The sequence below is a fragment of the Dysgonomonas reticulitermitis genome (assembly GCF_054601275.1).
Window position 1 is genome coordinate 1 of sequence record NZ_BAAHWU010000042.1, and the last position, 25,895, is coordinate 25,895.

Annotated in this window: 13 protein-coding genes; 12 read left to right on the forward strand and 1 reads right to left on the reverse strand. The window is 38.4% G+C overall.

Going from position 1 to position 25,895, the window contains the following annotated elements:
• The first annotated feature begins 346 nt into the window (after positions 1-346).
• Together ACYPZI_RS12525 and ACYPZI_RS12530 are read left to right on the forward strand one after the other, a co-directional pair.
• Positions 347-3,178, forward strand: coding sequence for a TonB-dependent receptor (locus tag ACYPZI_RS12525; protein ID WP_459602107.1), 2,832 nt, complete (start codon positions 347-349; stop codon positions 3,176-3,178).
• 37 nt (positions 3,179-3,215) lie between these two features.
• Entirely contained in the window at positions 3,216-4,721 is a 1,506-nt protein-coding gene (locus tag ACYPZI_RS12530) for a hypothetical protein (RefSeq protein WP_459602109.1), read from the forward strand.
• Positions 4,722-4,865: 144 nt separating this feature from the next.
• On the opposite strand, the gene ACYPZI_RS12535 is transcribed toward ACYPZI_RS12530, so the two are convergent.
• Positions 4,866-5,912 carry a substrate-binding domain-containing protein gene (locus tag ACYPZI_RS12535; RefSeq protein ID WP_459602111.1) on the reverse strand — a complete coding sequence of 349 codons (1,047 nt, stop codon included), beginning with the start codon at positions 5,910-5,912 and terminating at the stop codon, positions 4,866-4,868.
• A 309-nt stretch (positions 5,913-6,221) separates the two neighbouring features.
• Here ACYPZI_RS12535 and ACYPZI_RS12540 point away from each other — a divergent pair, with 309 nt between their 5' ends.
• From ACYPZI_RS12540 to ACYPZI_RS12585, 10 genes are all read left to right on the forward strand, one after another.
• On the forward strand, positions 6,222-7,646 hold the full coding sequence (locus tag ACYPZI_RS12540) for a glycoside hydrolase family 28 protein (protein ID WP_459602113.1): 1,425 nt from the start codon (positions 6,222-6,224) through the stop codon (positions 7,644-7,646).
• Between the two features lie 53 nt (positions 7,647-7,699).
• Positions 7,700-8,944: a beta-L-arabinofuranosidase domain-containing protein gene (locus ACYPZI_RS12545; RefSeq protein WP_459602115.1), complete on the forward strand. Its 1,245-nt coding sequence runs from the start codon at positions 7,700-7,702 to the stop codon at positions 8,942-8,944.
• 2 nt (positions 8,945-8,946) lie between these two features.
• The gene (locus ACYPZI_RS12550) at positions 8,947-9,726 is read left to right on the forward strand and encodes a 6-phosphogluconolactonase (protein ID WP_459602117.1); all 780 of its coding nucleotides are present in this window, start codon (positions 8,947-8,949) and stop codon (positions 9,724-9,726) included.
• 15 nt (positions 9,727-9,741) lie between these two features.
• A complete protein-coding gene (locus ACYPZI_RS12555; protein WP_459602119.1) occupies positions 9,742-12,666 on the forward strand; it encodes a TonB-dependent receptor in 2,925 nt (974 codons plus the stop codon).
• Positions 12,667-12,748: 82 nt separating this feature from the next.
• The gene (locus ACYPZI_RS12560; protein WP_459602121.1) at positions 12,749-15,607 is read left to right on the forward strand and encodes a glycoside hydrolase family 88 protein; all 2,859 of its coding nucleotides are present in this window, start codon (positions 12,749-12,751) and stop codon (positions 15,605-15,607) included.
• Positions 15,608-15,613: 6 nt separating this feature from the next.
• Positions 15,614-17,053 (forward strand): MFS transporter, encoded by a 1,440-nt coding sequence (locus tag ACYPZI_RS12565; RefSeq protein ID WP_459602123.1) that lies wholly within the window; start codon positions 15,614-15,616, stop codon positions 17,051-17,053.
• An 11-nt stretch (positions 17,054-17,064) separates the two neighbouring features.
• Positions 17,065-18,939, forward strand: a complete 1,875-nt coding sequence (locus tag ACYPZI_RS12570) for a hypothetical protein (protein ID WP_459602125.1) — start codon at positions 17,065-17,067, stop codon at positions 18,937-18,939.
• Between the two features lie 21 nt (positions 18,940-18,960).
• A complete protein-coding gene (locus ACYPZI_RS12575; RefSeq protein ID WP_459602127.1) occupies positions 18,961-22,308 on the forward strand; it encodes a glycoside hydrolase family 88 protein in 3,348 nt (1,115 codons plus the stop codon).
• A gap of 3 nt (positions 22,309-22,311) precedes the next feature.
• Entirely contained in the window at positions 22,312-24,783 is a 2,472-nt protein-coding gene (locus tag ACYPZI_RS12580; RefSeq protein ID WP_459602129.1) for a family 20 glycosylhydrolase, read from the forward strand.
• Between the two features lie 298 nt (positions 24,784-25,081).
• On the forward strand, positions 25,082-25,657 hold the full coding sequence (locus ACYPZI_RS12585) for a 30S ribosomal protein S16 (protein WP_459602131.1): 576 nt from the start codon (positions 25,082-25,084) through the stop codon (positions 25,655-25,657).
• The last annotated feature ends 238 nt before the right edge of the window (positions 25,658-25,895 follow it).

Sequence of the window (25,895 nt, forward strand, 5' to 3'; positions counted from 1 at the left end):
GTTATTCTGCTAATCATCCTGCTCCTAATTTTATAGCAAAAACTTTGTCCTATTTGCATTGGGCTAAAGTTCTTGTTCCACAAAGCAGATGCGAAAAATGAGCGTTGCTTATACGGAACTCAGGTTATTATATTTCATAATTAACAAGGGGCTGTATCAAAAGTCATATTTTATATTGAAATGGAATAATAATTTTAGTTAAAAAATATTTAAGAAAAAATATGATGTATAATCCACAGGGTGTTACGATCATCTTAACATAAAAGAAGTTTAAGCTTATCGTCTGTGTAATCTCTCTGTAACAAAAATAGAAGTGATTTGTATTGTAAAATAATAAGAATGCAAAATGTTTAATAGAACCAGAAATCTTTCAATAATTTTCTTAACAGTATCTTTCTTTTTAACAACAGGGCTATTCGCTCAAAGTACATTAAAGGGTAGTATAAAAGATGCAAAAACCAATGAAATGTTACCGGGTGTAACCATTTCTGTGAAAAATTCAACTATAGGTGCAATTAGTGACGAAGATGGTAGTTACGAGTTGAAACTATCACCGGGAAAACATACAATAGTGGCATCCTTAATATCTTATCAATCCATGGAGATAACAGACGTGGAGGTGGGTAAAGGTAATGAGGTAACTCTGGATATTCCTTTGTCAGAAGCAACTCATACATTAAAAGATGTATATGTGGTAGCAATGGGACGTATCAATTCGGAAGTGTCGCTTCTGAATTCTATAAAAAGATCCAATGCTGTAATAAGCGGTGTTTCGTCGCAACAAATATCGAAGAGTCAAGATAGAGACGCATCGGAAGTGGTAAAACGAATTCCCGGAATATCTATAGTGGATGACAAATTTATTGTAGCCAGAGGATTGGCTCAGAGATATAATAATGTATGGGTAAATAATAGTAGTATACCTGGTTCGGAGGCCGATACCCGTTCGTTTTCATTCGATATATTGCCGAGTTCACAGATCGAAAATATTATGATTGTGAAATCTCCGCAGCCTGAATTACCCGCTGACTTCTCAGGAGGATTCGTTAAAATTGAAACAAAAGGTATACCTAATGAAAATTCGACTCAGGTTAGTTACGGACTTGGTGTAAATACTCAAACTCAATTCAAAGACTTTAAATATAGCAAAGGTAGCGGAACTGACTTTTTGGGATTTGATAACGGTCTGAGAAGTATAGCTTCACCGTTTTCGTCCGGACGTGTCGATAATAGTAATGCCGAAGATGTTACAAATCTTACTGAAAACGGATTTAATAATGATTGGGCTGTAAAAACAAAAAAGCCTCCGTTAGACCAACGTCTTGGTTTTGTAATCAACCGGAAATATTCGGGCGAAGGAGGTAGTTTGTGGGGTGTTACAGCTGCATTGAATTATAGCAATACCGGCAAAACATATACCGATATGGAAAATTCCCGCTATGGAGTTTATGATTCGGATAATGACAAACCTTTCTTTACTTTCAAATATACAGATAATCAATATAATAATGACGCCAGAATAGGTGCTTTAGCCAATTTGATATACATGTCGGGTGGAAAGCATCGTCTGGAGTTTCGGAATATATTGAATCAGGTAGGAAAAAGTAGATATACCGAACGGGAAGGGTATCAAAATACCAGTGGATTCTACGGGCAACGTAAGGCTGAATATATTTATAGCAGCCGCCTGGTTTATTCAGGGCAGCTGGCAGGAAAGCATACACTGACTCAAAAAGATAATCTGGATTGGGTATTAGGTTTCTCTTATAGTAACAGGAATCAACCGGACAGACGTATTATCAACTGGGAACAAAATGGTTACCCCGGCGATGCTCATTATATGGAGTATCAGATAGATCTGAATGATATAACGCGCGACTATAACAAGTTGAACGAATACACCTATACTTTATCTGCGAATTATACTCATGATTTTTCTTTCGATAATGGTTTTAAACCATCTCTTAAAGCCGGTGTATACGGTGACTATAGAGACCGGAATTATAATACCCGGTATTTCAAATATCGTTGGATAGCAGAGAATTTACCGGAAGACTTTGGGTATCGTGATGTTTATTCGCAAATATTGATACCTGAAAACTTTGGCGCTGATAAACTATTTGTCTATGACGATACCGATCGACTGAATGACTATTCGGGATCAAATACCCAGGCAGCAGGTTATATCGCGTTTAATATGCCGTTCGACAAGTTGAATATTTATACAGGAGTACGTCTGGAACATAATAAAATGTCTGTGAAAAATTATACGACAATATTAGGAGACAGGTCGAAAGATACTGATTATTCTTATACGGATATTTTTCCATCATTGAATGCTTCATATAACTTTTCGAATGAACATTTGGTTCGATTGGCCTACGGACGTTCTATAAACAGACAGGAATTTAGAGAATTATCTTCTTCGTCATATTATGATTTTGACTTGTTTAGCTTCGTTTCCGGTAATCCGGATCTAAAACCGGCCTATGTCAATAATTTTGACCTTAAATATGAATTCTATCCTTCCAATTCGGAGATTTTCTCTATAGCTCTTTTCTATAAAAACTTTAAAAATCCTATTGAATGGACTTACCTTGATGGAGGAGGAACATATACCTATACCTTCAAAAATGCGGATCAGGCTAATAATTATGGAGTAGAAGTAGATATAAAGAAAAAACTGGATTTTATAGGGCTGAACGATTTCTCACTGACATTCAATGGCTCGCTAATCAAAAGTGAAGTAGAATTTAAAGAGAATAGCGGGGCAAATCATAACCGTCCAATGCAAGGACAATCACCTTATCTGATAAATACGGGTATATTCTACCAAAATGAAAAACTCGGATTAACCGGAACTGTACTTTATAATATTATAGGGAAACGTATAGTCGGAATAGGACGTGTATCCACATCTTCGGGTACTACAATTAACAATGATATTCCTGATATGTACGAAATGCCTCGGAACGCGTTAGATTTCGCGGTGACTAAAAAATTCGGGAAGCACATAGAAATCAACGCCGGAATAAAAGATATACTGGCAGAGAAGGTTAAATATACTCAATTCCCAAGATTCGAAGACAGCAATGGGAGTATTCAAGAAAGAGAACAGGTGACCAAAGTATATAAGCCGGGTCGGAACATATCATTTACTGCTAGATATTTATTCTAATACAATTGCATTATAAAACATTTTAATAATTATGAATATGAAAATTTTAAGTTTTTTGAAAAAATTGTTTTTCGTTTTGATTATTGTCTTGGCAGCAGTTTCTTGCTCAGACAAGGATGAAGATCCGATTGATCCGTCGACAGAACAGATCCTGTTTAATAACGGGACAGAAATAGGTAATGGAGAACAGAGTTTTGTAATAAAAGAAAGCCATACTATAAAGAAAGGAACGTATGTACTGAAAGGTTGGGTGTATATAGAAGACGGAGCGATATTAACTATTGAGCCGGGTACAATTATTAAGGGTGATAAGGCTACTAAAGCAGCTCTTATTGCCAGAAAAGGTGGTAAATTAATCGCGAATGGTACAGCTTCTGCTCCTATTATATTTACGTCTAATCAAGCGAAGGGAAGCCGTAAGCCAGGAGACTGGGGAGGAGTAATTCTTTGTGGACGTGCCAAAAATAATATTGACATTGTTAATGGTATGCCTATAGAAGGTGGTCCGGTTGCTCCTCATGGGGGTAGCAATGATGATGACAATTCAGGTGTGTTAAGCTATGTGAGAATTGAATTTGCCGGAATTCCATTTGCAACCGATCAGGAAATTAATGGATTAACGTTGGGTTCAGTTGGTAGAGGTACTCAAATTGATCACGTACAGGTTTCGTATAGTGGCGACGACTCTTTTGAATGGTTTGGCGGAACTGTTAATGCCAAATATTTAGTGGCATATCACGGATGGGATGATGATTTTGATACAGATAACGGTTATTCCGGTAAACTACAGTTCCTTCTGGGTGTGAAAAACCCAAAAATCGCAGACCAGTCTTTATCCAATGGCTTCGAATCAGATAACAATGCCAATGCTACTACAGATGCGCCTTATACATCACCTGTGTTTAGTAATGTAACATTAGTGGGCCCTGTAGGACAGGCTTCCGATTTTGCCAATACAACTCAGTATATTAACGGAAACGGACTTACTTCACCTGACGGTGGAAGATTAGGTATATTTCAGGCTGCAGTACAAATTCGCCGTAACTCACGTTTGAACCTCTTTAATTCTGTAGCTATAGGATATCCTGTTGGTTTAATATTGGATAATCAAAAAGGTTCAACCCAGCAATCGGCTACAAACGGCAATCTAAAAATACAAAATAACGTGTTTGCAGGTATGACTGTATTGGGTTCTGATATAAACAAACAGTCTCCAACTTGGACAGATCAATTGTCTACCGACGGAACTAACATTACAGATCCGGCTTCGGCTTCATTCTCAAGTACGTTCTTCAGTTTGGGCGCTAATTCCAATGCTACAACTAGCCCGAACCTGAAACAACCTAATAGCACAGTGGCCAGTCCTAATTATGGACCTAATACAGGTAGCCCTCTACTAGGTAAAGCCAAATTTACAGATACTATGTTATTGGATTCATTCTTTACGAAGGTTACTTATTCGGGTGCATTTGCCAGCAGCTCCGATTCTGATAATTGGATGCTTGGATGGACAAACTTTGATCCGCAGAATACTACTTACTAAGAGATAACTTTCTTCCATACGTATACACGAAAAGGGCAGGGGATATAATTCTCCTGTCTTTTTTAGTGATATTCTGAATCAATACCCATATATTCATCTGGTAAGTCAATCGCTATTATCTCAATACATAGTTTGCTTCACTTCTCAATAAAAGTCTATTGTTTCTTTTATCAAGATATCTATAGGTGTATAATTTTCGATATTCGCTGTTTTATTATACAACAAATAATCGATCGCTATCCGCAATGCAGCTTCGCCTTGATATTCAGGACGTTCAGATATAAGAAAATCAATAGTTCCTTCCTTCAAGCAAGCTATATTTTTCTTACTTGTTCCAAAACCTATCAGTTTTATATTCGCAATATTACGTTCTTTTAAATATTCTGCGATAAGATATCCCTTTGTATCAAAAACCACTGCACCACCGATATTATGGTACCCATTAAACAAGCGATCAAGTAGGAGATCGCTTTCCTTTTTGTTTCCATAATCGTACTCTCCCGAATACACTTTAATAAGCGGGAAATTCTCTTTCAAGTATGTTATAAAACCGTACGACCGGGTTAATGACTGCATAGAAGTCTTATCGCCGACTCTTTTAGCCTGAAAAAGGGCTATATCTTTCCCATTTTCTAATATAGCTGTTAATAACTTAGCCTGCACAACACCTGTCTGATAAGGATGCGGACCGAAAAATGCCAGGGGTTTGGTGTTTTCAACTGAAGTATCAATAAATACATAAGGGATATCCCTTATGAATAACTGATTGGCAAATAATAGAGTTTCATCATAAAAAGAAGGCCCGATAAGTATTGCGTTCGATTTCAAAGACAAAGCTTTATTAAAAATTTCGCGGCACGAATACATATCAAATTGGTTATAATACAAAAAGCTAAGCTTCAACTCTATATTCGTTGAATAATAAGCGACATGCTCTATCCCTTTTTTTACAGCATGCCAATAATCGCCATCTGTATGTTGAGGGAGAATTGCCAATACACGAAATCGCCTGTTTTTTTCCTTTTGAAGAAGACTTGAACCATTATAATAATCTATCCGGGTCAAAATTTCTTCGACTTTCTTTCTACTCTCAAGTGAGACCTCACCCCTATTGTGTATAACCCGGTCAACGGTACCTGTCGAAACTCCGGCCAACTCTGCTATATCCTTTATCCTATATTTCTTAATCATATTTCCGTAGAATCATATTTTTCACAAATATATATATTAAAACAATACCGTGCAATCACACGGATATATTTATTAACATAAACTCAAATACAAACATCTTATAATAAAGAAATAAAATATGTTGCACAACACATCAAAAAATTCAATCTGTCTAAAAATGATTATATATATTTGCAAAACACGAAAAAACACGAATATATAATTAATTGTTTATAAGATGTTTAGTATTATACATTATAAATCGTGTCTTTTTATTGTATTCACACGGATAATACAACAAATCAATTAAACAATAAATACATCTTTGAAATGAAGCATATCAAAATCTTCTTTTTAATGTTTTCTTTTACCATTTACGCTTATGGAGCAGATTACAATATTGTTTCGTTCGGTGCAAAGGCTGACAATAAAACGATTTGCACTCAGGCAATTCAGAGAGCGATAGACGAAAGTTCGCAAAATGGTGGACGAGTAATTATCCCGACCGGAAATTTTATCACTGGAACTTTGTTTTTAAAAGACAATACGACGTTAATCATTGAGAAGAATGCGAGGCTATTGGGATCAATCCAATTGAGCGACTATCCGAAAACAACCGTTGGATTCAGGTTTTTTGGAGATACATGGGTTTATCATTCCCTCATAATTGCTCACAATGTGAATAATATCACGATAGAAGGACAAGGTATTATCGACGGACAAGGGGACGCTTTTCCTGTAACAACAAAGGCAAAACCAGATCGTTACCGCAATCGCCCATACTTATTATGGATAGCCGAATGTAAAAATATATTGATTAAAAATATTGAGTTGAGAAGCTCTGCCATGTGGATGCAATCGTATATAAGATGTGAAAATTTGAGAATAGACGGAATCAAAGTATTTAACCATGCCAACAAGAATAATGACCTGATGGATATTGATGGGTGCAAAGACGTTGTTATCACCAATGTAATCGGAGATGCCGACGATGATGGAATTACGTTTAAAAGTACAACAGACCGCATCAGCGAAAACATAGTGGTCTCCAATTGTATCATAAGCAGTCATTGTAACGCCATAAAGTTTGGAACCGAAAGTACTGCCGGATTCCGTAATATAACAATCAGCAATTGTGTAGTGCGCAAATCTGCTGCAACCGATATAAAAACCGGAGTTGCCGAAGGTATTTGCGGCATTGCTCTCGAGATCGTAGATGGAGGCATCATGGAAAACATTAATATATCCAACATTGTTGTAGACGGTCCACAGGTTCCTTTATTTGTGCGACTAGGCAACAGGGCTCGTAAGCACTACGATGAAGCACCTCAACCCCTTATAGGCTCTATTTCTAATATCAATATCAGCAATATAGTTGCCTATGCCTCGTCTCCAATTGGTTGCTCTATAACAGGTATATCAAACGGGAAAATAGAAGGGGTTTCATTATCCGACAGTCGCTTCGTATGTATGGGCGGAGCACTTGAAGACATGGGTAATACTGTTGTCAATGAGCTGGATGAATTATATCCCGAATCTACAATGTTCGGTACATTACCTTCATACGGCTTATATATAAGACATGTCAACAACATAAATGTGGATAATGTAGTTTTCGAGCTAAAGAGTGAAGACTTGCGCCCAACCATTATATGTGATAATGTAAAAGGAGGCAGTATCCGCAATATAAGTACAATTGGTGCAAAGAATACTACTAAAATAAAAGTATTGCCAAATTCTAAAGTAGAACTATAATTAAGACTCTGAATAAAAGTAATCTGATAAATAAATCCAAATAGATAACCAGAATGAAAACAAAATTATTCTCTCTATTATTCCTCTTTGCCAGTCATGGGCTGTTCGCACAAACGTCTAAAGCACCATCAAAAGATGAGCTCATAAAGGCATTGAATGAATGCACAACTTATTCCACTACCGTACTACTGGATGGAGAAGGAAAATCGCGTTGCGATTATAATGTAATCGAAGGGAAATGGTACCCGTACGAAGAACCTTGGCATACAGGGCAACTTATATTAGGCTTATTGGAAGCATATAAAGTAACTAAGAATCAGGAGGCTTTAGCTGCGGCACGCAAAGCCGGAGACTGGTGGATAAATCTGGAAATAAAGGATAATCCCCGGTTTGCCGGCATGGTTGCGGCAACTCATGGCGACGAAATAGGTAACGACCAAATTGTTTTTGCCACGACAAGCGATGGCACTCCGGGGATCTTTGAGTTGACAAGGGTTACAGGTGATAAGAAATATGCCAAAGTAGCCACCTCGGCTTCTGAGTGGTTGTTAGAAAATATGTATTATCCCGAAGAAGGTGTATGTTACGATCTTGCTGATCTAAAAACGGGAGAAATACTTACTCAAAACAGCCCGTTCTACAAAAACAAAGAAAACCAGAAACTGGAAGACGTTTCCCGGCCTAATACAGAGGGTTCGCCTTTCAAAGATGCCTATGAGTTTTCGAAAGATAAGAGATTTCGTGATGCTCACATCTTATTATGCAATTCACTGATTAACAAACAAAATGAAAATGGGATATGGATGCGTTATATGCCAAATCATATCGAAGAGTCGTCTTTTCATCCACGTTTCAATCTATGGTATGCCGAATCTCTGCTGGAAGCTTACGAACTGACAAAAGACAGGGTATATCTTGAAGCAGCTGCTAAAACGGCACGCACATATGCTAAAGCACAAAAATCTGATGGAACTATTTATTATGTTAACTATACAGACGGGAAACCATCGGACAAAGGTTCTATTTGTGGGTCAGCCGTTGCTTTTGCAGGTATAGTGTGGCTACGTTTGGCTGAATATGGCTATGATGAATTTGTTCCATGTTACGAAAAAAGCATTAACTGGATTCTCAAAAACCGCTATGCTACAGATCATCCCGACCCCAATCTTCGGGGAGCAATCATCAACACTCGTTATCGCACAAAGAAGGGGCAGGTATGGCTGACACACCGTGATGTAGGTACATCATTCGGTTTACGTTTTATTGCTGCATATTATCAATCAAAATATAACAGATAGAAATGGCTGATGTGATTAAAGAATTTAAAGTGGATACCTTACAGGTACTTGTCTACGAAACCCGGTCGGCAATGGGTACTGCTGCTTACGAACTTTACAAACAGAAAGTTCTGCAAATGATGTCATGTAAAAAGGAAAATATCAGGGCTATATATGCGGCAGCCCACTCTCAGAAAGATTTCTTCGACGCCCTAAACAAAGATGAATATATTGATTTTAGCCGTATCGATGCTTTTCATATGGATGAATATATGGGGCTGGGCAATGATGCGCCTCAGAATTTTGGAAACTTCCTGAAAAATATAATCTTTTCAAAAAAGAATTTCAATAAAATAAATTACATAAATCCCAGTGCAAAAAATGTAATTGAAGAATGTCTCCGTTACGAGAAGTTGTTAAGAGAAAGCCCTCTTGACATTGTCAGCCTCGGGATAGGTGAAAACGGGCACATTGCATTCAATGATCCGCATGAGGCGCGCTTCGATGATCCACAATGGGTTAGAGAAACGACATTAGACACTGTAAGTCGTCAGCAACAAGTAAATGACGGAGAGTTTTCTCACATCGATGAAGTTCCCGAGGTCGCAGTTACTTTAACTATTCCGGCCCTGATGTCTTGCAAAACTGTAATAGGTGTAGTGCCCGACAAACGTAAAGCTTATGCAGTACATAAAAGTCTCTATGGACAAATATCGGAAGCCTATCCGGCATCTATACTTCGAACACATAAAGACGCAACACTATTTATAGATAAAGACGCAGCTAGTTTATTGCAAATTTAATCCCAAGTTTTTTTTATGAAAAATACAATGTTTTTATTAGTTTTCTTGCTCGGAATGTTGGTATCTATGCCCGCATTAGCGCAAAATAAAGGAAACCTTCGGGGAACCATAACGGATAAAGAAGGAAACTCTTTGCCCGGAGCCTCGGTTTCGATGAAGGGGAGCACTCTCGGAGCGGCTTCGGACATGAATGGAGAGTATGTTTTACAAGGAATTCCTGCCGGACCGGTAGAATTTGAGGTAAACTATTTAGGATTTAAACGTATTTCTGAAGTAATAACCATTGAGGCAGGAAAAACTGTGGCAAAAAACTTCGTAATGGAAGAAAATTCTGTTCAGTTAGGCAGTGTTGTCGTTTCGGCCGTTGTCGGTGGACAACAACGAGCCTTGAACCAACAGAAAATGTCTGATAACATGATGCAGGTTATCTCTGCCGACCAAATGGGTAAATTCCCAGATCCAAATGTTGCAGATGCCCTGAAGCGCTTGAGTGGTATCACTACTGATGGAAAAGAAGTGCAACTACGTGGAACACCCGCCAGTTTTACCAACATTAATATAAATGGTGAACAGATAATGAGTAGCCAAGAAGGAGGAAAAAGAAATGAATCGTTAGATGTTATACCTACTGACATATTAGCCTCTATGGAGGTACAAAAAACGTTACTTCCGTCTAACGATGGTGATGCCATTGCCGGGGTCATCAACATGCGTACCGGGACTGCACGTACGTTATTTCCTAAATTTTCTATTGATCTGGGTAGTGGCTATGCCTCTCTTCGCGAAAAAGTGAATTTCAACGCCAAAGCTGGCTACGCACAACGTTTTGCACCTTCGGACAACAACCCGAATGGAGTTTTGGGTATTTCTGCAAACTTCAGTTATTTAAGAAATAATGAAGGATACGACCGTCTGGAGGCTGAAGCATGGGAACCGTATAAATTGACAAATAAAAGTACCGGTGAAGTTGTTTCTGAAGAAGAATATATGCCTACCGATGTGCGTTATCGCCAACAAACGAGTAAAACAACACGTAATGGACTGACTGTAGCCTTAGATGTAGCGCCGACTATCAACACCAAATTCACGCTAAGCATGATATATAACCAGCGTAAAGATGATGCCGAAAGATTCAGGAACAGAATCAGATTCCGTGACAATGGAAAAGGTTACTACTTAATGGACGACGGATCTATCGGTTCGGAACGTATGCGTAACATTACTCAAGTATCTACCCAGTATGAAAAGATAAATAATATAAACATCAATTTAGATGGAGAATCAACTATTGGAAGCTGGAAAGTAGATGGGGGCTTATTTTTCACAAAGTCGAAACGCAACTATGAAAGTGAAATGATGGGCTTTCAAGGACCGGAATGGAGAGCCGGAAAGAAAGTCAATGGTGTAACTATTCCTGCCGGAACAGTTGTAGGGGTAATGCCTTCAATTTCGACGAAATACCTTGCCGCATCCTATATTTTCGAACCTTTCGGAGCAATGGGGACAGATGCCCCTGATGCAATGTCGAGATATAATCTCTATACAGTAGAAAATAACAACCAGATAACTGAAGGGGAAAACTTTACGGTAAGAGCAAATGCCAATAAAAACTACTTTATAAAAGATTATGCTTCCACTTTATCCTTCGGATTCAAAGGAAAATTCATGGATAATACCGGAGAAACTCCTGAAGGAACAAACACTTATTCTTTTACAAGCAGTGAAGCCAATAATCTTTCAAACTTATTGTATAAAGAACAATTGAACACGAAGTTCCTGAACAATAATATTAAGTTTGGAATAGCTCCAAGTTTTGACAAGACCAAAGAATATATGAATAATCTTGCAAACGCGGGTGATATAACCCTAAATGAATACTTTTCGAATATGAATAGGGACGGCACGTATTACGATGCACAGGAAAAGGTTTTTGCAGGTTATATTATGAATAAAACACAGATAGACAAAGTGATGTTACTTGCAGGTGTACGCGTGGAACATACGAAAGTAAAATATAAAGCAAATGTAATTGCACCTTACGTTGATCCAAATGCTCCTATTCAAAATGACGATCCGAGCCTGTTCAATGCATATAGAAGCACTCTGGTCAAAGAATCATTAGACTATACCAAGGTGTTGCCAAACCTTCAGCTAAAAGCTGATATGTCTGACAATACAGTATTACGCCTTTCGTGGACTACCGGATATTCACGTCCCAACATACTTGACCTTGTACCTAGGCAAGGTGTAGTACAGGATTTGCAGCGGGTAACCATTGGTAATCCGGAACTAAAAGCTGCTTATTCTAACAATTACGATATCCTCATTGAGCAATATTTACCAAGCGTAGGTATATTGTCCTTAGGGGCATTCCACAAGAATATTTCAAATTTTCAGTATCTGAACGAAGGTATTCTTGATGATCCGAACAGCCAATATAATGGATGGCAAGTGATTCAAACGAAAAATGGTGATGCTGCAAAAGTTTTTGGAGCCGAAATTACTCTCAACTCGAGCTTAAAGTTTTTACCTTCATTCCTGAAAAATTTAGTATTTACAAGCAATTATACTTACGTGTTTTCACAAGCAACAGCCGACGAGCATAGAGGAGTTACCAGACTTCCGGGACAAGCCGAAAATTCTGCAAACATGGCATTGGCATATTCGACCAACCGCTTTACCCTGCAAGCGTCGGCGAACTATATGGGATCATTTATCAATGCCTTAGGATCTAATTCGGAACGTGATATATGGCAAGACGACCGTTGGCAACTAGACCTGAACGGATCGGTTAAAATATACAAAGGATTGACATTCTGGGTTGAAGCCGTAAATGTACTCAATAGTGAAAGCTACGCTTATTTTGGTAATAAAGATCGTGCATATAAACTTCAATATAACGGTTTTACAGGTAGAGGAGGTTTTAGTTATAAATTTTAATTATTACATCAGAGCAGAGAAGTTGTAAAAACTTCTCTGCTTCTCTAATATTTTATAAATATTACGATTTTACATTGATATCATGAAAATAAATACGGTTATATTCTTCATCTTATGCTCTGTTTTTTCTTTACAATCGATATATGGAAAAACGCCGGTACCCGATATAAAATATCCTTCACATCCCCGTATCCTTTTGACAGATAATGCGAAAAACCAATTAATACAAGACATATCTAAGGACTCTATTTGGATGCTTTTGCAACACAACACTTTAGAGGCTTGCAATGAAATAGTAAAGCCTGTCCCGTTGGAGAGGAAACTGGAAGGGATACGCATGTTAGGAATATCGAGAGAGGCTTTATACCGTATTTTTATGCTTTCTTACGCATACCGTACTACCGAAAACCATAAATATGCCGAAAGGGCTAAAGCTGAACTACTTGCTGTCTCAACATATCTCGATTGGAACCCGAGCCATTTTCTGGATGTAGCTGAAATGACAATGGCAGTTTCCATCGGGTACGATTGGTTATATGAAGTTTTAGATAAAAATTCGAAAAAAATTATAAAAAACGCGATTCTCGAAAAAGGGTTAAGACCATCATTAGATAAAAAATATAATGTTTTCCTGACCCGTAACAACAACTGGAATCAGGTTTGCAACACAGCTATGGCATACGGAGCTATGGCTATCATAGAGGACGAGCCAAAGTTGGCTAAAAAAATTATAGAACGCTCTGTTCAAAGCATTCAGGAACCAATGAAACGCTATGGGCCGGACGGATCATATCCGGAAGGTTATGGATACTGGCATTATGGGACAACATACAATGTTATGCTTTTAGCTTTGTTGGAACAGATCTATGGAACAGATTTCGGCCTATCCGATATTCAAGGATTCACTAAGAGTGCATATTATATTATGCACATGGTTAGCCCGACACTCCAACCATTCAATTTCGGAGACTCAGACTCGGGGCTTCGCCTGAATACATCTATGTTTTGGTTTGCCAAAAAGATGAATGACCCTGCATTGATAAATTATGAAGTAAACTACCTGCTTAACTTAAAGAAATACAATTACGAACAGTATAGCCGCATGCTTCCTTCCATATTTATTTTCGGGCATGATTTCAGATTATCAGAAGCAAATACATCAAGGCTGCCATTAACCTTCACAGCAAAAAATGAAGTACCCGTATCATTAATGCGTACAAAATGGGGGTCACAAGATGCCATCTACGTAGGAATAAAAGGCGGCCGGCCATCCGATAATACACATACTCATCTGGATCAGGGATCATTTGTGATGGAAGCTCTCGGAGTACGCTGGGCTATAGATTTAGGACCACAAGATTACGATTCACTCGAAAAACATGGCATTTCCTTGTGGAATATATCTCAAAACAGCCAGCGATGGGATGTCTTCAGATATAACAATCTAGCCCACAATGTTTTTTCTATCAACGACAAATATTTTGATGTAAATGGACAAGCCATAATAAAATCACACTCAAATACTCCGAAACTTAAAGAGACATCACTAGATCTTTCATCTCTGTATGATAATCAATTGGTATATGCTTCCAGACATATCGCCATTATCAACGAACAATATGTAGAAATAAAAGACAAAATCAGGACAAATAGCGAATCGGCAGACCTTACATGGCGCATGTTAACCAAGGCTAAGGTTATGCCCGTGGACGGCGGATTCTTCCTTACACAAAACGGAAAATCTGTATTTGTATCTGTCCCTGTCGATACAGAATCGTTTGTAATTTCTGCCACATCTGAAAACGATTACGACGAACCAAATCAGGGTGTGAGTATAATAGGTTATAAAATAAAACTTTCTCCTAAGACAACTCAGACCTTAACAGTACGTATATTCCCTCAAAGTAAAAAAAATATAACTGAGATCTGCAACAGAGTTGCAGATTGGCAAATAAAGAATCAACCTTTTGTTAAACACCATGCACTTGACTGGACAAATGGAGCTTGGTATAAGGGTCTTTCCGAGTGGGCCAAGGAAACAAACAATGAAGTTTATTTCGATTTCTTGAAAACACAAGGGGGAAAGCATGGGTATAACGTATATTACAGGCCATATCATGCCGATGATATTTGTGTATCGCAAATGTATTTTGATTTATACAAAAGATATAAAGATAAAGACGTTCTAGCCAAAACAATAGAACGTCTCGATTACGTTACAAATCATCCATCATCTGCACCTTTACAAAAAACACATCCGAAAGGGAGGGATGAGCGTTGGTCCTGGTGCGATGCCTTGTTTATGGCTCCACCTGTATATGCGAACTTATACACTCTGACAGGCAATAAAAAATATGCCGACTTTATGGACAAAGAGTTTAAAGAATGTACCGACTCTTTGTATGATAAGAATGCAAAATTATACTACAGGGATTGTTCAAAAATTCCGTTAAGAGAACCAAATGGAGAGAACCAATTTTGGGCGCGTGGAAACGGATGGGTACTAGCCGGCATTCCTTTGATTTTAGATAATTTGCCGAAAGATTATCACAACAGACAATATTATATAGATTTGTTCAAAGATCTGGCAGAAGGAGTTTTAAGGACTCAGGACGAAAGAGGTTCGTGGCATGCAAGCCTACTGGATCAGGATTCCTACCCCCTGCCAGAAAACAGCGCCTCAGCCTTCTTCTGTTATGGAATAGCATGGGGTATAAGGAATGGCTTGTTAGATAGTAAAACATATATGGAACCGATGCTTAAGGCATGGGCAACCTTATGTAATTATGTACAGGAAGACGGAAAAATAGGATACATTCAACCTGTTGGACACGACCCGAAACCTGCCGATGAAAGCACAACGGATGTCTATGGGATAGGAGCTTTCTTATTAGCCGGATCAGAAGTATTAAAACTGGAAAATAACAACCAAAATAAATAAAACACAATGAATAATACTTTCAATAATATGGGCAAAAGAACCAACTACCGTTGGGTTATCTGCTCTATGCTGTTTTTTGCAACCACTATAAATTATCTCGACAGGCAGGTGCTTTCACTTACCTGGAAAGACTTTATAGCTCCCGAATTTCATTGGACAAATACACATTACGGAACAATAACCGCCCTGTTTTCTATATTCTACGCAATCAGTATGCTGTTTGCCGGAAAGCTTATAGATAAGCTCGGAACCAAAAAAGGTTATATGTGGTCTATTGGCATTTGGTCTATCGGGGCATGTCTGCATGCCTTCTGCGGTATCCTTACATCCGGAATAACAGCCAATCAATGGTTTGTAGGATTTGAAGGTGCACGGGAAGCAATAGCCTTGGTTAGCGATGCCGGAGTCATTGTGAGTGTGAGTGTTACATTATTCATTATTGCCCGTCTTGTGTTAGCTTTAGGGGAAGCTGGCAATTATCCGGCAGCAATAAAATCGACAGCGGAATATTTTCCTAAAAAAGACAGGGCTTTGGCAACAAGTCTTTTTGATGCAGGCTCGGTTGTTGGAGCTTTAGCAGCACCTGTAACCATTCCTGCGATAGCCAAAGCCTGGGGCTGGGAAATGGCTTTTCTTGCCATAGGGGCTCTTGGATTTATCTGGATGGGAGTATGGATGTTTATTTACAAAAAACCGCACCAGAACGCTGCTGTAAATGCCAGCGAATTAGCCTATATCAATCAGGATGGAGAAGATACGGAAAAGAAAGAAAATAAGGTTCCATATCTGAAATGCCTCAGATACAGACAGACTTGGGCTTTTGCATTGGGTAAATTTCTAACCGACGGAGTTTGGTTCTTCTTTTTATTCTGGACTCCTGCCTATTTGAGTGCCGTATATGATATTAAATCTTCCGACCCAAAAGGACAATTGGCAATATTCATGCTATATCTGATCTCGCTTGTGTCTATTATCGGAGGTTGGCTGCCATCATATTTTGTAGACAAGAAAAAAATGAATCCTTATGCCGGACGTATGAAAACGATGCTAATTTTTGCCTCATTCCTGCTAGTTGCACTATTAGCCCAGCCGCTGGGTCATATCTCGTATTGGTTGCCTATCGTATTCATTGGTATAGCTATGGCGGGACATCAGGCATGGTCTGCAAATATATTCACAACCGTAAGTGATATGTTCCCTAAAAAGGCGGTAGGAACAATTGTTGGTATCGGAGGAATGGCCGGGGGAGTTGGAGCCTTCATTATCAATAAATCGTCGGGAGTATTATTCGATTACGCAGGTCAGACACAAATGGCCTTTATGGGATTTAAAGGAGAAGAAGCCGGATACTTCATTATATTTTCCATATGTGCTTTTTCTCATCTTGCAGGATGGATTGTAATGAAAGCTTTGGTTCCTAAATATAAACCGATTACAGATTTGTAAAACCAATCGACATGTGCAGATTAAAATCCGTTTTGTTAATTGTGTTTCTTACTTTCTTCACATTGAGCCTGTCAGCTCAAGAGATAAAGACCGATACTCTTAGCGTGCATGCTATGCGTATGTTATCGGATTTAAATGCATCAGTTATGCGATATGTCAACCAAGACAAGAAATCGCCAGATTACGGAGCGGTCAACTGTCCTCATTGCAAGCTATACCATACACGGGCTGCCGAAATAGTCTATCCTTTTGCATTCGAATATAGCAAAACAAAAAACAAAGAATATCTGAAAGCTGCTATAAATACAGGAAACTGGCTTATTAAACAACAGCAGGATAATGGTTCATGGCTGGAAACTCCCGAAGAATGGACGGGCACTACAACCGATCAGGTATTAATGATGGCATTGGCATATCCGATATTGGAAACTCAGTTATCGAAAAAAGAACAACACTCATGGCTGCAATCTATCGAAAAAGCGGGTGATTACCTAGTAGAAGTTATGTCGCCCCGGTTTGCCAGCATCAATTATTGCGCTACAACTACTGCAAGCCTGATGTTTGTAAATAAACTGGTCTATAAACCATCCTATCTGAATAAAGCCCGAGAATTGGCATATCAGGTAGTAAGTAAAATGGATCAGGATTACTTTCTGACAGGTGAAGGAGGGCGCGTATTTGGCGCAAAGTATGGCATAGACCTGGGATATAATCTGGAAATGTCGCTTTGGGGGTTGGCATTATATGCCCGATTGGCAAAAGACGGCAAGGTTATGAGTATCGTAGAGAAATCTTTGGAAAAGCATTTATACTTTATCTATCCCGACGGATCAATGGATGCCTCGTGGGGAATCCGATCAAACAAATGGACTTGCTTCGGTAGCGGAACTTCCGACGGGTGCCAGGTTCTTTTCAGCTTATTCATGGACAAAAACGGTCAATACCGCACGGCTGCCATCCGGAATTTACAATTTCTCCAAACTTGCATGAAAAATGGTGTTATTGGTTTTGGCCCTTTGTATTATGACATGTATAATTATCTTCCTTGTATATATCCGACTTTTACCAAAGCTAAAAATATGGCTATGTCAATAGCTTTTGCCAAAGCTGATATCGGAAAAGTGGAAGAACTGCCTCTTGACAAAAGAGGAATACACTACTTCTCTACGCTTAACCTGTCGTTAGTAAGAACTGCTCAATGGTGTACTACTATATCGGCTTACAATTATAAAGACCCTGCGGGAGACCGGACAAAATATATGCATCGTCCCGGAGGAGGTACAATAACAAACCTATGGCTAAATGGACATGGCTATCTTCAGGCATCATCACAAACCATTTATAAAAGATGGGAACCAATGAGTTTTCCGGATATACCGGCTCCGTTACCTCTTACGACGAGAATCGAATTTAATTCTGACCTGGGATATTTCACAAACTTGTACGAGTTTGATGCCATAATGACCAATAATAAGGACAAGGGAGATTACATAGTATCGGCTTTGGGAGAACTGAAAAACAGCAAACAGCAGGAAGGGGGAATATCTTACCAATTGACACATCAAATAGGGGATAACTACATAAGCAAAGAAATTGAGCTTATCTATCATGATACTAAAGAACATGTACGCATTATCGAGCCAATAATTTATTATCCGGAAATGGCGTTTACTCAAATAGATAAGAAAAGAATACATATAAAAACTAAGGACAAATTAATTGAATTGGAAATAATTACAGATAATGTAGACATCGAGCTAGGGACAGATGAAGAAAAGTATAAATGGAGCTATCCTGCACTGAAAGCTTATCCCATCATACTAAATATCAATTTTGACAGAAATGACTTAAGAAAAACAATAAAGTTCATTTACCGTATTATATAGATAAAAGCTTAAATCAAGAGAATGAAAAAAATACAACTCCTTTTCATCATTGCAATATTTCTGAATAACACCCCGGCTTCAGGAAAAACCATTGTGGTTGATAATAAAGCATCGGCAAAGGTTGTTAATGAAAAGTTATTGAAACTTCAAGGTGGAGATACCCTTTTACTAAAAAGAGGGCTATATAAAGTAAATCTCAAACTGGTAAATAAACACGGAGTACAAGATAACCCGATTGTAATACGGGGAGAAGACCGCAGGTACACCACAATAGATGGAGGAGCGACAAAGCCGGGCAGCGATTTGAACAATTATGGCTTTTATATCAGAGATTGCTCGTGGATTACAATAGATAATTTGTCTTTCAGGAATTGTTGGGTGGATGCTGTAAGAGCTGATAATTCTAATTATATATCATTCATCAATTCTGATGTAAGAGGTGGACGGCGGGTTCTTTTTGCCCAAGGGCGAAAGAGTCATCATTTCCTTGTCGAAAATTGCTATTGGGAGCAAGGAAAACATGTCTGGACAAAAGAAAATGAGTATTCGTGGGAAGAATTGCACCATGGCGAGTTCAGGTATTATAACGGTAGTATATTTCAGGCAAAGATGATAGGAGGCTCTTTTGTCATCCGGGACAATTACATCAAGAACGTCTATAATGGAATCCGCCTCTCGATAATGGGTGATGCCGAAAGTGATACTCTAGCTTGTACAAATGGAGAGATCTATCGTAATGTGATTGAAAATTCGGCAGATAATGCCTTCGAGCCGGAAGTATATTGCAACAATCTCCATTTCTATCATAATAAGATGATAAATAGCCACGCCTTTATTTCCGTCACCGAAGTCGGCGGAGGGCCACTATACATTTATGGAAATACAGGTGTAAAATTACCGGATTGCAAAGACGGATGGACTATTTTCAAATTCATAGGAAAAGAAAGGCGGCTATCCAAACCCATCTATATTTTCAATAACAGTTGGCAGGTCGATTCAGACGTATTGGGGAGCATACACAACTCGCATTGGAACAATGATAATATTTACCATTTCAACAATGCTTATCATCTATCCGATGCGGATACAGTCGGTATCTATTATCTTGGAAAGAATAACCGATTTGAAAATGATTGTGCAAATGTTCCATTTCCTCAAAGAGTTGCACAAACAGGCAAATATCCAAGTATAATCTCAGACCCGATGTTTGTTGACGGAAAGTATGGGAATTTCTTGTTAAGGAACAATTCTCCCTGTAGAAACGCAGGTATCATACCCAAAGATATGGATATACATTTCACAGGTGACAAACTAGATATCGGCGCATACGATGACGGCAGATTAGTTGAAGGGCCTGTCTTCCGCTATGTAGATCCCGGCAAGGAAATGCCCGATCGGGAAAAGCCTCGTATCGTAAAATATAAGATAGAAAACAGTACATTGAAGCTATGGTTTTCATATCCTTTGGATAAAACAACAATTAAAGTTACAAGTTTTACATTGAATGACATCCCTTTTCAAAGCTTCTCGTTGCAGGAGAATGATTATTTATTGACTTTGAATGCAAAAGAAAACCTACCTCAAAACAACGTCTATCTGTCCATTGCAGATAAGCCGAAAGGCACTAACGGCGAAAATATTACTTTCTGGGCATCATCTATTTCGGTAAAACCCTTTAATGAGGCAGAAAAAGCATTAAATGCGACTAAAACAGCGGCAAATTTTCTGATTCGGAATACTATTTTCGACTTTGAGCCGAAGGTAGTTTCTTTCAATGGTAATGTATCCCGTCTGCAAATTTCGAAAGAAGTATTAAACAAACCAACGAAAATAGCTTTTGCTTATGTGACAATAAACAGCGAAGAACCGAAGGAAACTAAACTTGGTTTTTCTTTTCGGGGAGACATCAAAATGTTTTTAAACGGAAAACTCATTTACTCTGGAATGTCCGACGTTGAAAAATTTAAAGAATATACATACAATCGCTTCAGATTTGACAATGAATTGAATATTAATCTGAATAAAGGAGAGAATAAACTTTTAATAAAAGCTTCCGGAAAAGATAATGGACTGGACTTTGCATGTTGTGCGCTAAAATCGAATCAGGAATTTGATAAAACAATCCGGATTAAAAATAATATAGCGGATTCGCATATCAACAACTGGCTTATTACAGAGCCTTTTGAAATAGGTTTTGAAAATCCGATGGATTCGGTGTTTGAACCTGAAAAAAATATTAGGGAATACTATAAGTATAATAACAGGCTTATCTCATGGCATATGCAAGAGCCTATGATTCATCAGGTATTCGAAACATCACCTTTTGTAAAAAATAAAAAGGGATTCAGTCCCGATTGGCATTATGCAAACTCGAACACCGTTTTAGGTATATTGAATCTCTATAAAGCGTCGAACGATTATAATTATTCTGCATTTGCCAGCCAATACAATAAGCATATGCTTGATCATTACAGCTTTTTTAAAGATCAATATCTATCCGGACGTGTATTGAGAGGTGCATATTTCAGATTGTTCAGGGCCACAATGCTTGATGATACAAGTGGAGCGGCCTTGCCTTTGGCCGAAACTGCTTTGACAGATATGCCTCAACCTCTACAGAAAGAAATACTTGAGCAAACTCTAGATTATGTCCTCAATAAGCAATCACGTCTTGCAGACGGCACCTTATGCCGCCCCGAACCTGTTGCAGAAGCAGTCTGGGCTGATGATATGTTTATGTCCGTTCCTTTCCTGTTACGCATGGCGAAATTAAACAACGACAAAAGACTATATGATGAAGCTGCCTTTCAAGTCTTGTCTATCAATAAATATCTGACCGATATAAATACAAACCTTTGCCGTCATGGATGGTTCAATCGTAAACAGGAATTTTCCCCTGTTGCATGGTCAAGAGCCAATGGGTGGATAGTCTGGGCTATGTCGGAAGCTCTGTCCGAAATTCCATCGAATCATAAAGATTATAAAAGGATAAAAGACGTGTTTGTAAATCGCCTGACAACTTTGCTCAAATATCAATCAAAGGACGGTTTGTGGCACCAGATTATAGATCGTCCCGATTCATATTTAGAAACATCGGGTAGTGCTATGTTCGGATTGGCTTTGGCAAGAGCTATCAATCACAAATGGCTTTCGCAACAATATGTTCCTCAATTAATCAAAACGTGGAATGCTGTATCGGCACAAATAGAAGAAAATGGAGCAGTCAGCGGTATTTGTCAAGGAACAGATATGGGTGAAAATGCCGATTATTATATAAACCGAAAAACGTTGGAAAGCGATCCTCGAGGAATGGGTGCAGTGCTGACATTTGGCACCGAAATGTATTATTTCTTTAATCAAAATAAATAAAGCATGAGACGTATATTTAGCATATTCTTACTGATTATATTTACATCTTTCAACCTCTTTGCTGTAGACATAGTCCCATTGCCGTATAAAATAAAAACCACGAACAAGAAGTTTTCTCTAGAGAAGAATATTGACTACGAAAAATCTTTGCAAGATAAAGAAGTCAATCTCAAATCATTTTATATGGGAATTCGCGGTCAAGATCAGAGTCTGGATATACTTTTCAATAAATCAGGATTTTTCAAAGAAAAGCTAGGCGATGAAGGCTACGAACTCTTTATAGATAATAACAAAATTGTATTGGCTGCAAATACACAGAAAGGACTGTTTTACGGCAAACAATCTTTAATACAACTTATACGTAGAGCAAAGAACAATAAGCTTCAAGGGCTGCATATCATAGATAAACCGGCATTGAAATATCGCGGAGTAATGGATGATATCAGCCGTGGCCCTGTACCAAGTTTAGAGTATATGAAATATCAGATCAGGCGAATGGCTGAATTGAAGATCAATACTCTGACATATTATACCGAACATATGGTACGTACCGAAAAGCATCCCGAATTTGCACCTCCTGCCGGAGCGTTGTCTATTGCGGAATGGAAAGAATTGTCCGATTATGCAAAACAATATTATATAGAACTAATACCAAATTTTCAGTCGCTTGGTCATGCCGAAAAAGTGTTGCTCAGTCCCAAGTTTAAAAATATCGCCGAGAGCAATAGCATGTATGCCCCTACTAAACCCGAAACTATTGAGTTTATGAGGGATATTTACACAGAAATGAGCCCTGCTTTTGAATCAAAGTTTTTCCATGTGAATTGTGATGAGACTTTCGATATGGGACGAGGCCCGTCTGCCCAAAAAGTAAAAGAACTTGGTGCCGGACGTGTATATGCCGATTATATAAATCAACTCTTCGACATACTTAAAAACAATGGGAAGCGGATGATGATGTGGGGAGACATCGTATTGCAACATCCTGAGGTGTTAGATCTTCTTCCGAAAGATGCCGTGATGATGACTTGGGAGTACGGCGACTATGATTCTTATTCCAAATGGATTGATTCATTTAAAGAAAAGGGATTTGACTTTATGGTATGTACAGGGGTACTAAACTCATACCGGATTTTCCCCGATTATAAAATGGCGATTCCCAATATCCGAAAGTTTATAAAAGAAGGAGCTGAGAAAGGTGCTATAGGGATGCTCAATACTGTTTGGGATGATGGAGGATTGCATACCTTCGATCGCGATTGGTACGGTATAGCTTATGGTGCCGAACATTCGTGGAATCCGAACGATAATGAGCTAAGCGATTTTGACAGACGACTATCTAAAGCGATATGCGAAAGCGAAGGACAGGAGCTATTCTCGGCAATACACAAATTGACCGAAATGTGTGAAATAGAGGCTCTCGACAACATGAGTGAGATTGCATTCTGGAAAACGATTATCCCCGAAAGAGGAAAGTATAATAAATATGGCCTAGCCGATTGGGAAGATGTTTATGAGAGCTGCCTCGAAGTAGATTCGATATTAAAGTATCAAACGGCAAAAAACTATACACGTGAATATAAGGCCTTTGAGATTGTATCGGATGAATACAAATATCTGGCAAAAGCCAAACTTAAATTAGCTGAAGCAGCGTCCTTATATACTGAAGCAATTGAAATTCAATATCAAGACAGAGATAAAGCCAAAGCTTTATTAGATAAAGTTTACATAAATATAACCGTGTGTCGAGCCAATTTAGCCAAAGTACAAAGAGATTTTGACACTATCTGGAAAAACGAAAACCGCGATTATTGGAACAACTTTGCAATGGATCCTTTCAACCGGGTATTGAGGGATTATGATGATTTGATAGGCTCTTTCAACGAGTCTGTCGAATATTTTAATCAAGGGTTGCCATTGATTGCTCCGGCTGATATACGTTTAGATATCAGAGAACTTGAAGGCTCATATTTCACTTACTGGTTGATATCTCCTGCTTTTAGTCTTGAAAGCGGAGTTCCATTTGAAACAGACTTTTTGAAAGGAATGGATGGAGAAAACTCTGCATCTCCTTTCCCCGGATTCTCATTTTTCAATGAGAAAGGTGAAAATATCAAATGGATGAAGTATTCATCTCCTCTATCCGATAGGGTTTCGTTAGATATTCCGTTAGAGGCCAAAAATGAGTCTGTAGCCTATGCATTTTGTACTTTAGAATCGGCAAAAGAACAAACGGTAACAGCTAGTTTTGGTTTTACCGGAAAACTTGAAATCTTCTGCAATGGTGTATCTGTATCCAAAAAACAAAGTAATGAGGATTTGATTATAGATGAATATCAACAAGTATTAAATCTTAAACCCGGCAAAAACAGGATATTACTTAAAATAGAAAGAGCTACTACCAGCTGGGACTTCTCGTTCCGTATAAAAGATGCTAAAACCAGCGGACGTAAGAATAAGTATAATATAGACTAATGACACTGGTTATTGCGTTTATCCTTATTTTATAGTAGTTACCCAGAATCGTAACTTTCCAACCTGCGGTATTGGCATTGCTCGTGGCTTGCATCGAACCAGACCCTACAACTGTTGTTTCTTCAACCGTTGGAACGTAGAATTTTGGCCGATTTTGATTGCAGAAGGGAAAATTCCATTATTAAATGCGAATTAACCTATTTATTATTTTAATATAATGTTATATTTCAAAAACTTATTCCTATCTTTGCACCCGCTAATAACAATTATGTATAATTACAATTAACAAAAGAAAGAAATGGCTACAAAGATCCGTTTACAGAGAAGAGGACGCAAAGGTTATCCTTTTTACCACATCATTATTGCAGATAGCAGAGCTCCACGTGATGGAAAATTTATAGAGAAGGTTGGTTCTTACAACCCGAATACTGATCCTGCTACGGTAACTATCAATTTCGATAGAGCTTTGTACTGGTTACAAGTTGGCGCTCAACCTACCGACACTACTCGTAACATACTTTCTGAACAAGGCGTTTTGTTGAAAAAACACCTTCTTGGTGGTGTTGCTAAAGGTGCTTTCACAGAAGCAGATGCTGAAAAGAAATTCGAAGCATGGAAAGCTGAAAAAGAAAAAGGAACTCAAGCTGCCATCAACAAAAATGAGACAAAAGTAAAAGCTGAAGCAAAAGCTCGTTTAGATGCTGAAAAAGCTGCTAACAAAGCAAAGGCTGATGCTGTGGCTCAAAAGAAAGCAGAAGAAAACGCAGCACAAGCAGAGGCTGAAGCCGCTGTAGAAGAAGTTGCGGAAGAAGCGCCGGCGGTAGAAACTCCGGAAGCTGAAGCTGCTCCTGCGGAAGAGAAAAGTGCTGAATAATAAAACCCAGCATAAATTAGAAGCCCGATTGTAAAATCGGGTTTTTTGTTTTGTCTCGATCAAAGGTTGGTATATCTATTTTGTTTTTAGTTGAAAATTTCGAAGAAATACTAATTAGTCAATCCTTAAAAAGTCATTTTAAGTTCAAGTATAAAAAAGTCTGCCTGTATTTTGCAAAAGAAACAGGCCATTTTTTGTTTGTATTTGTTGATCATTCTCTTGAAGTTGAATCCCGCCG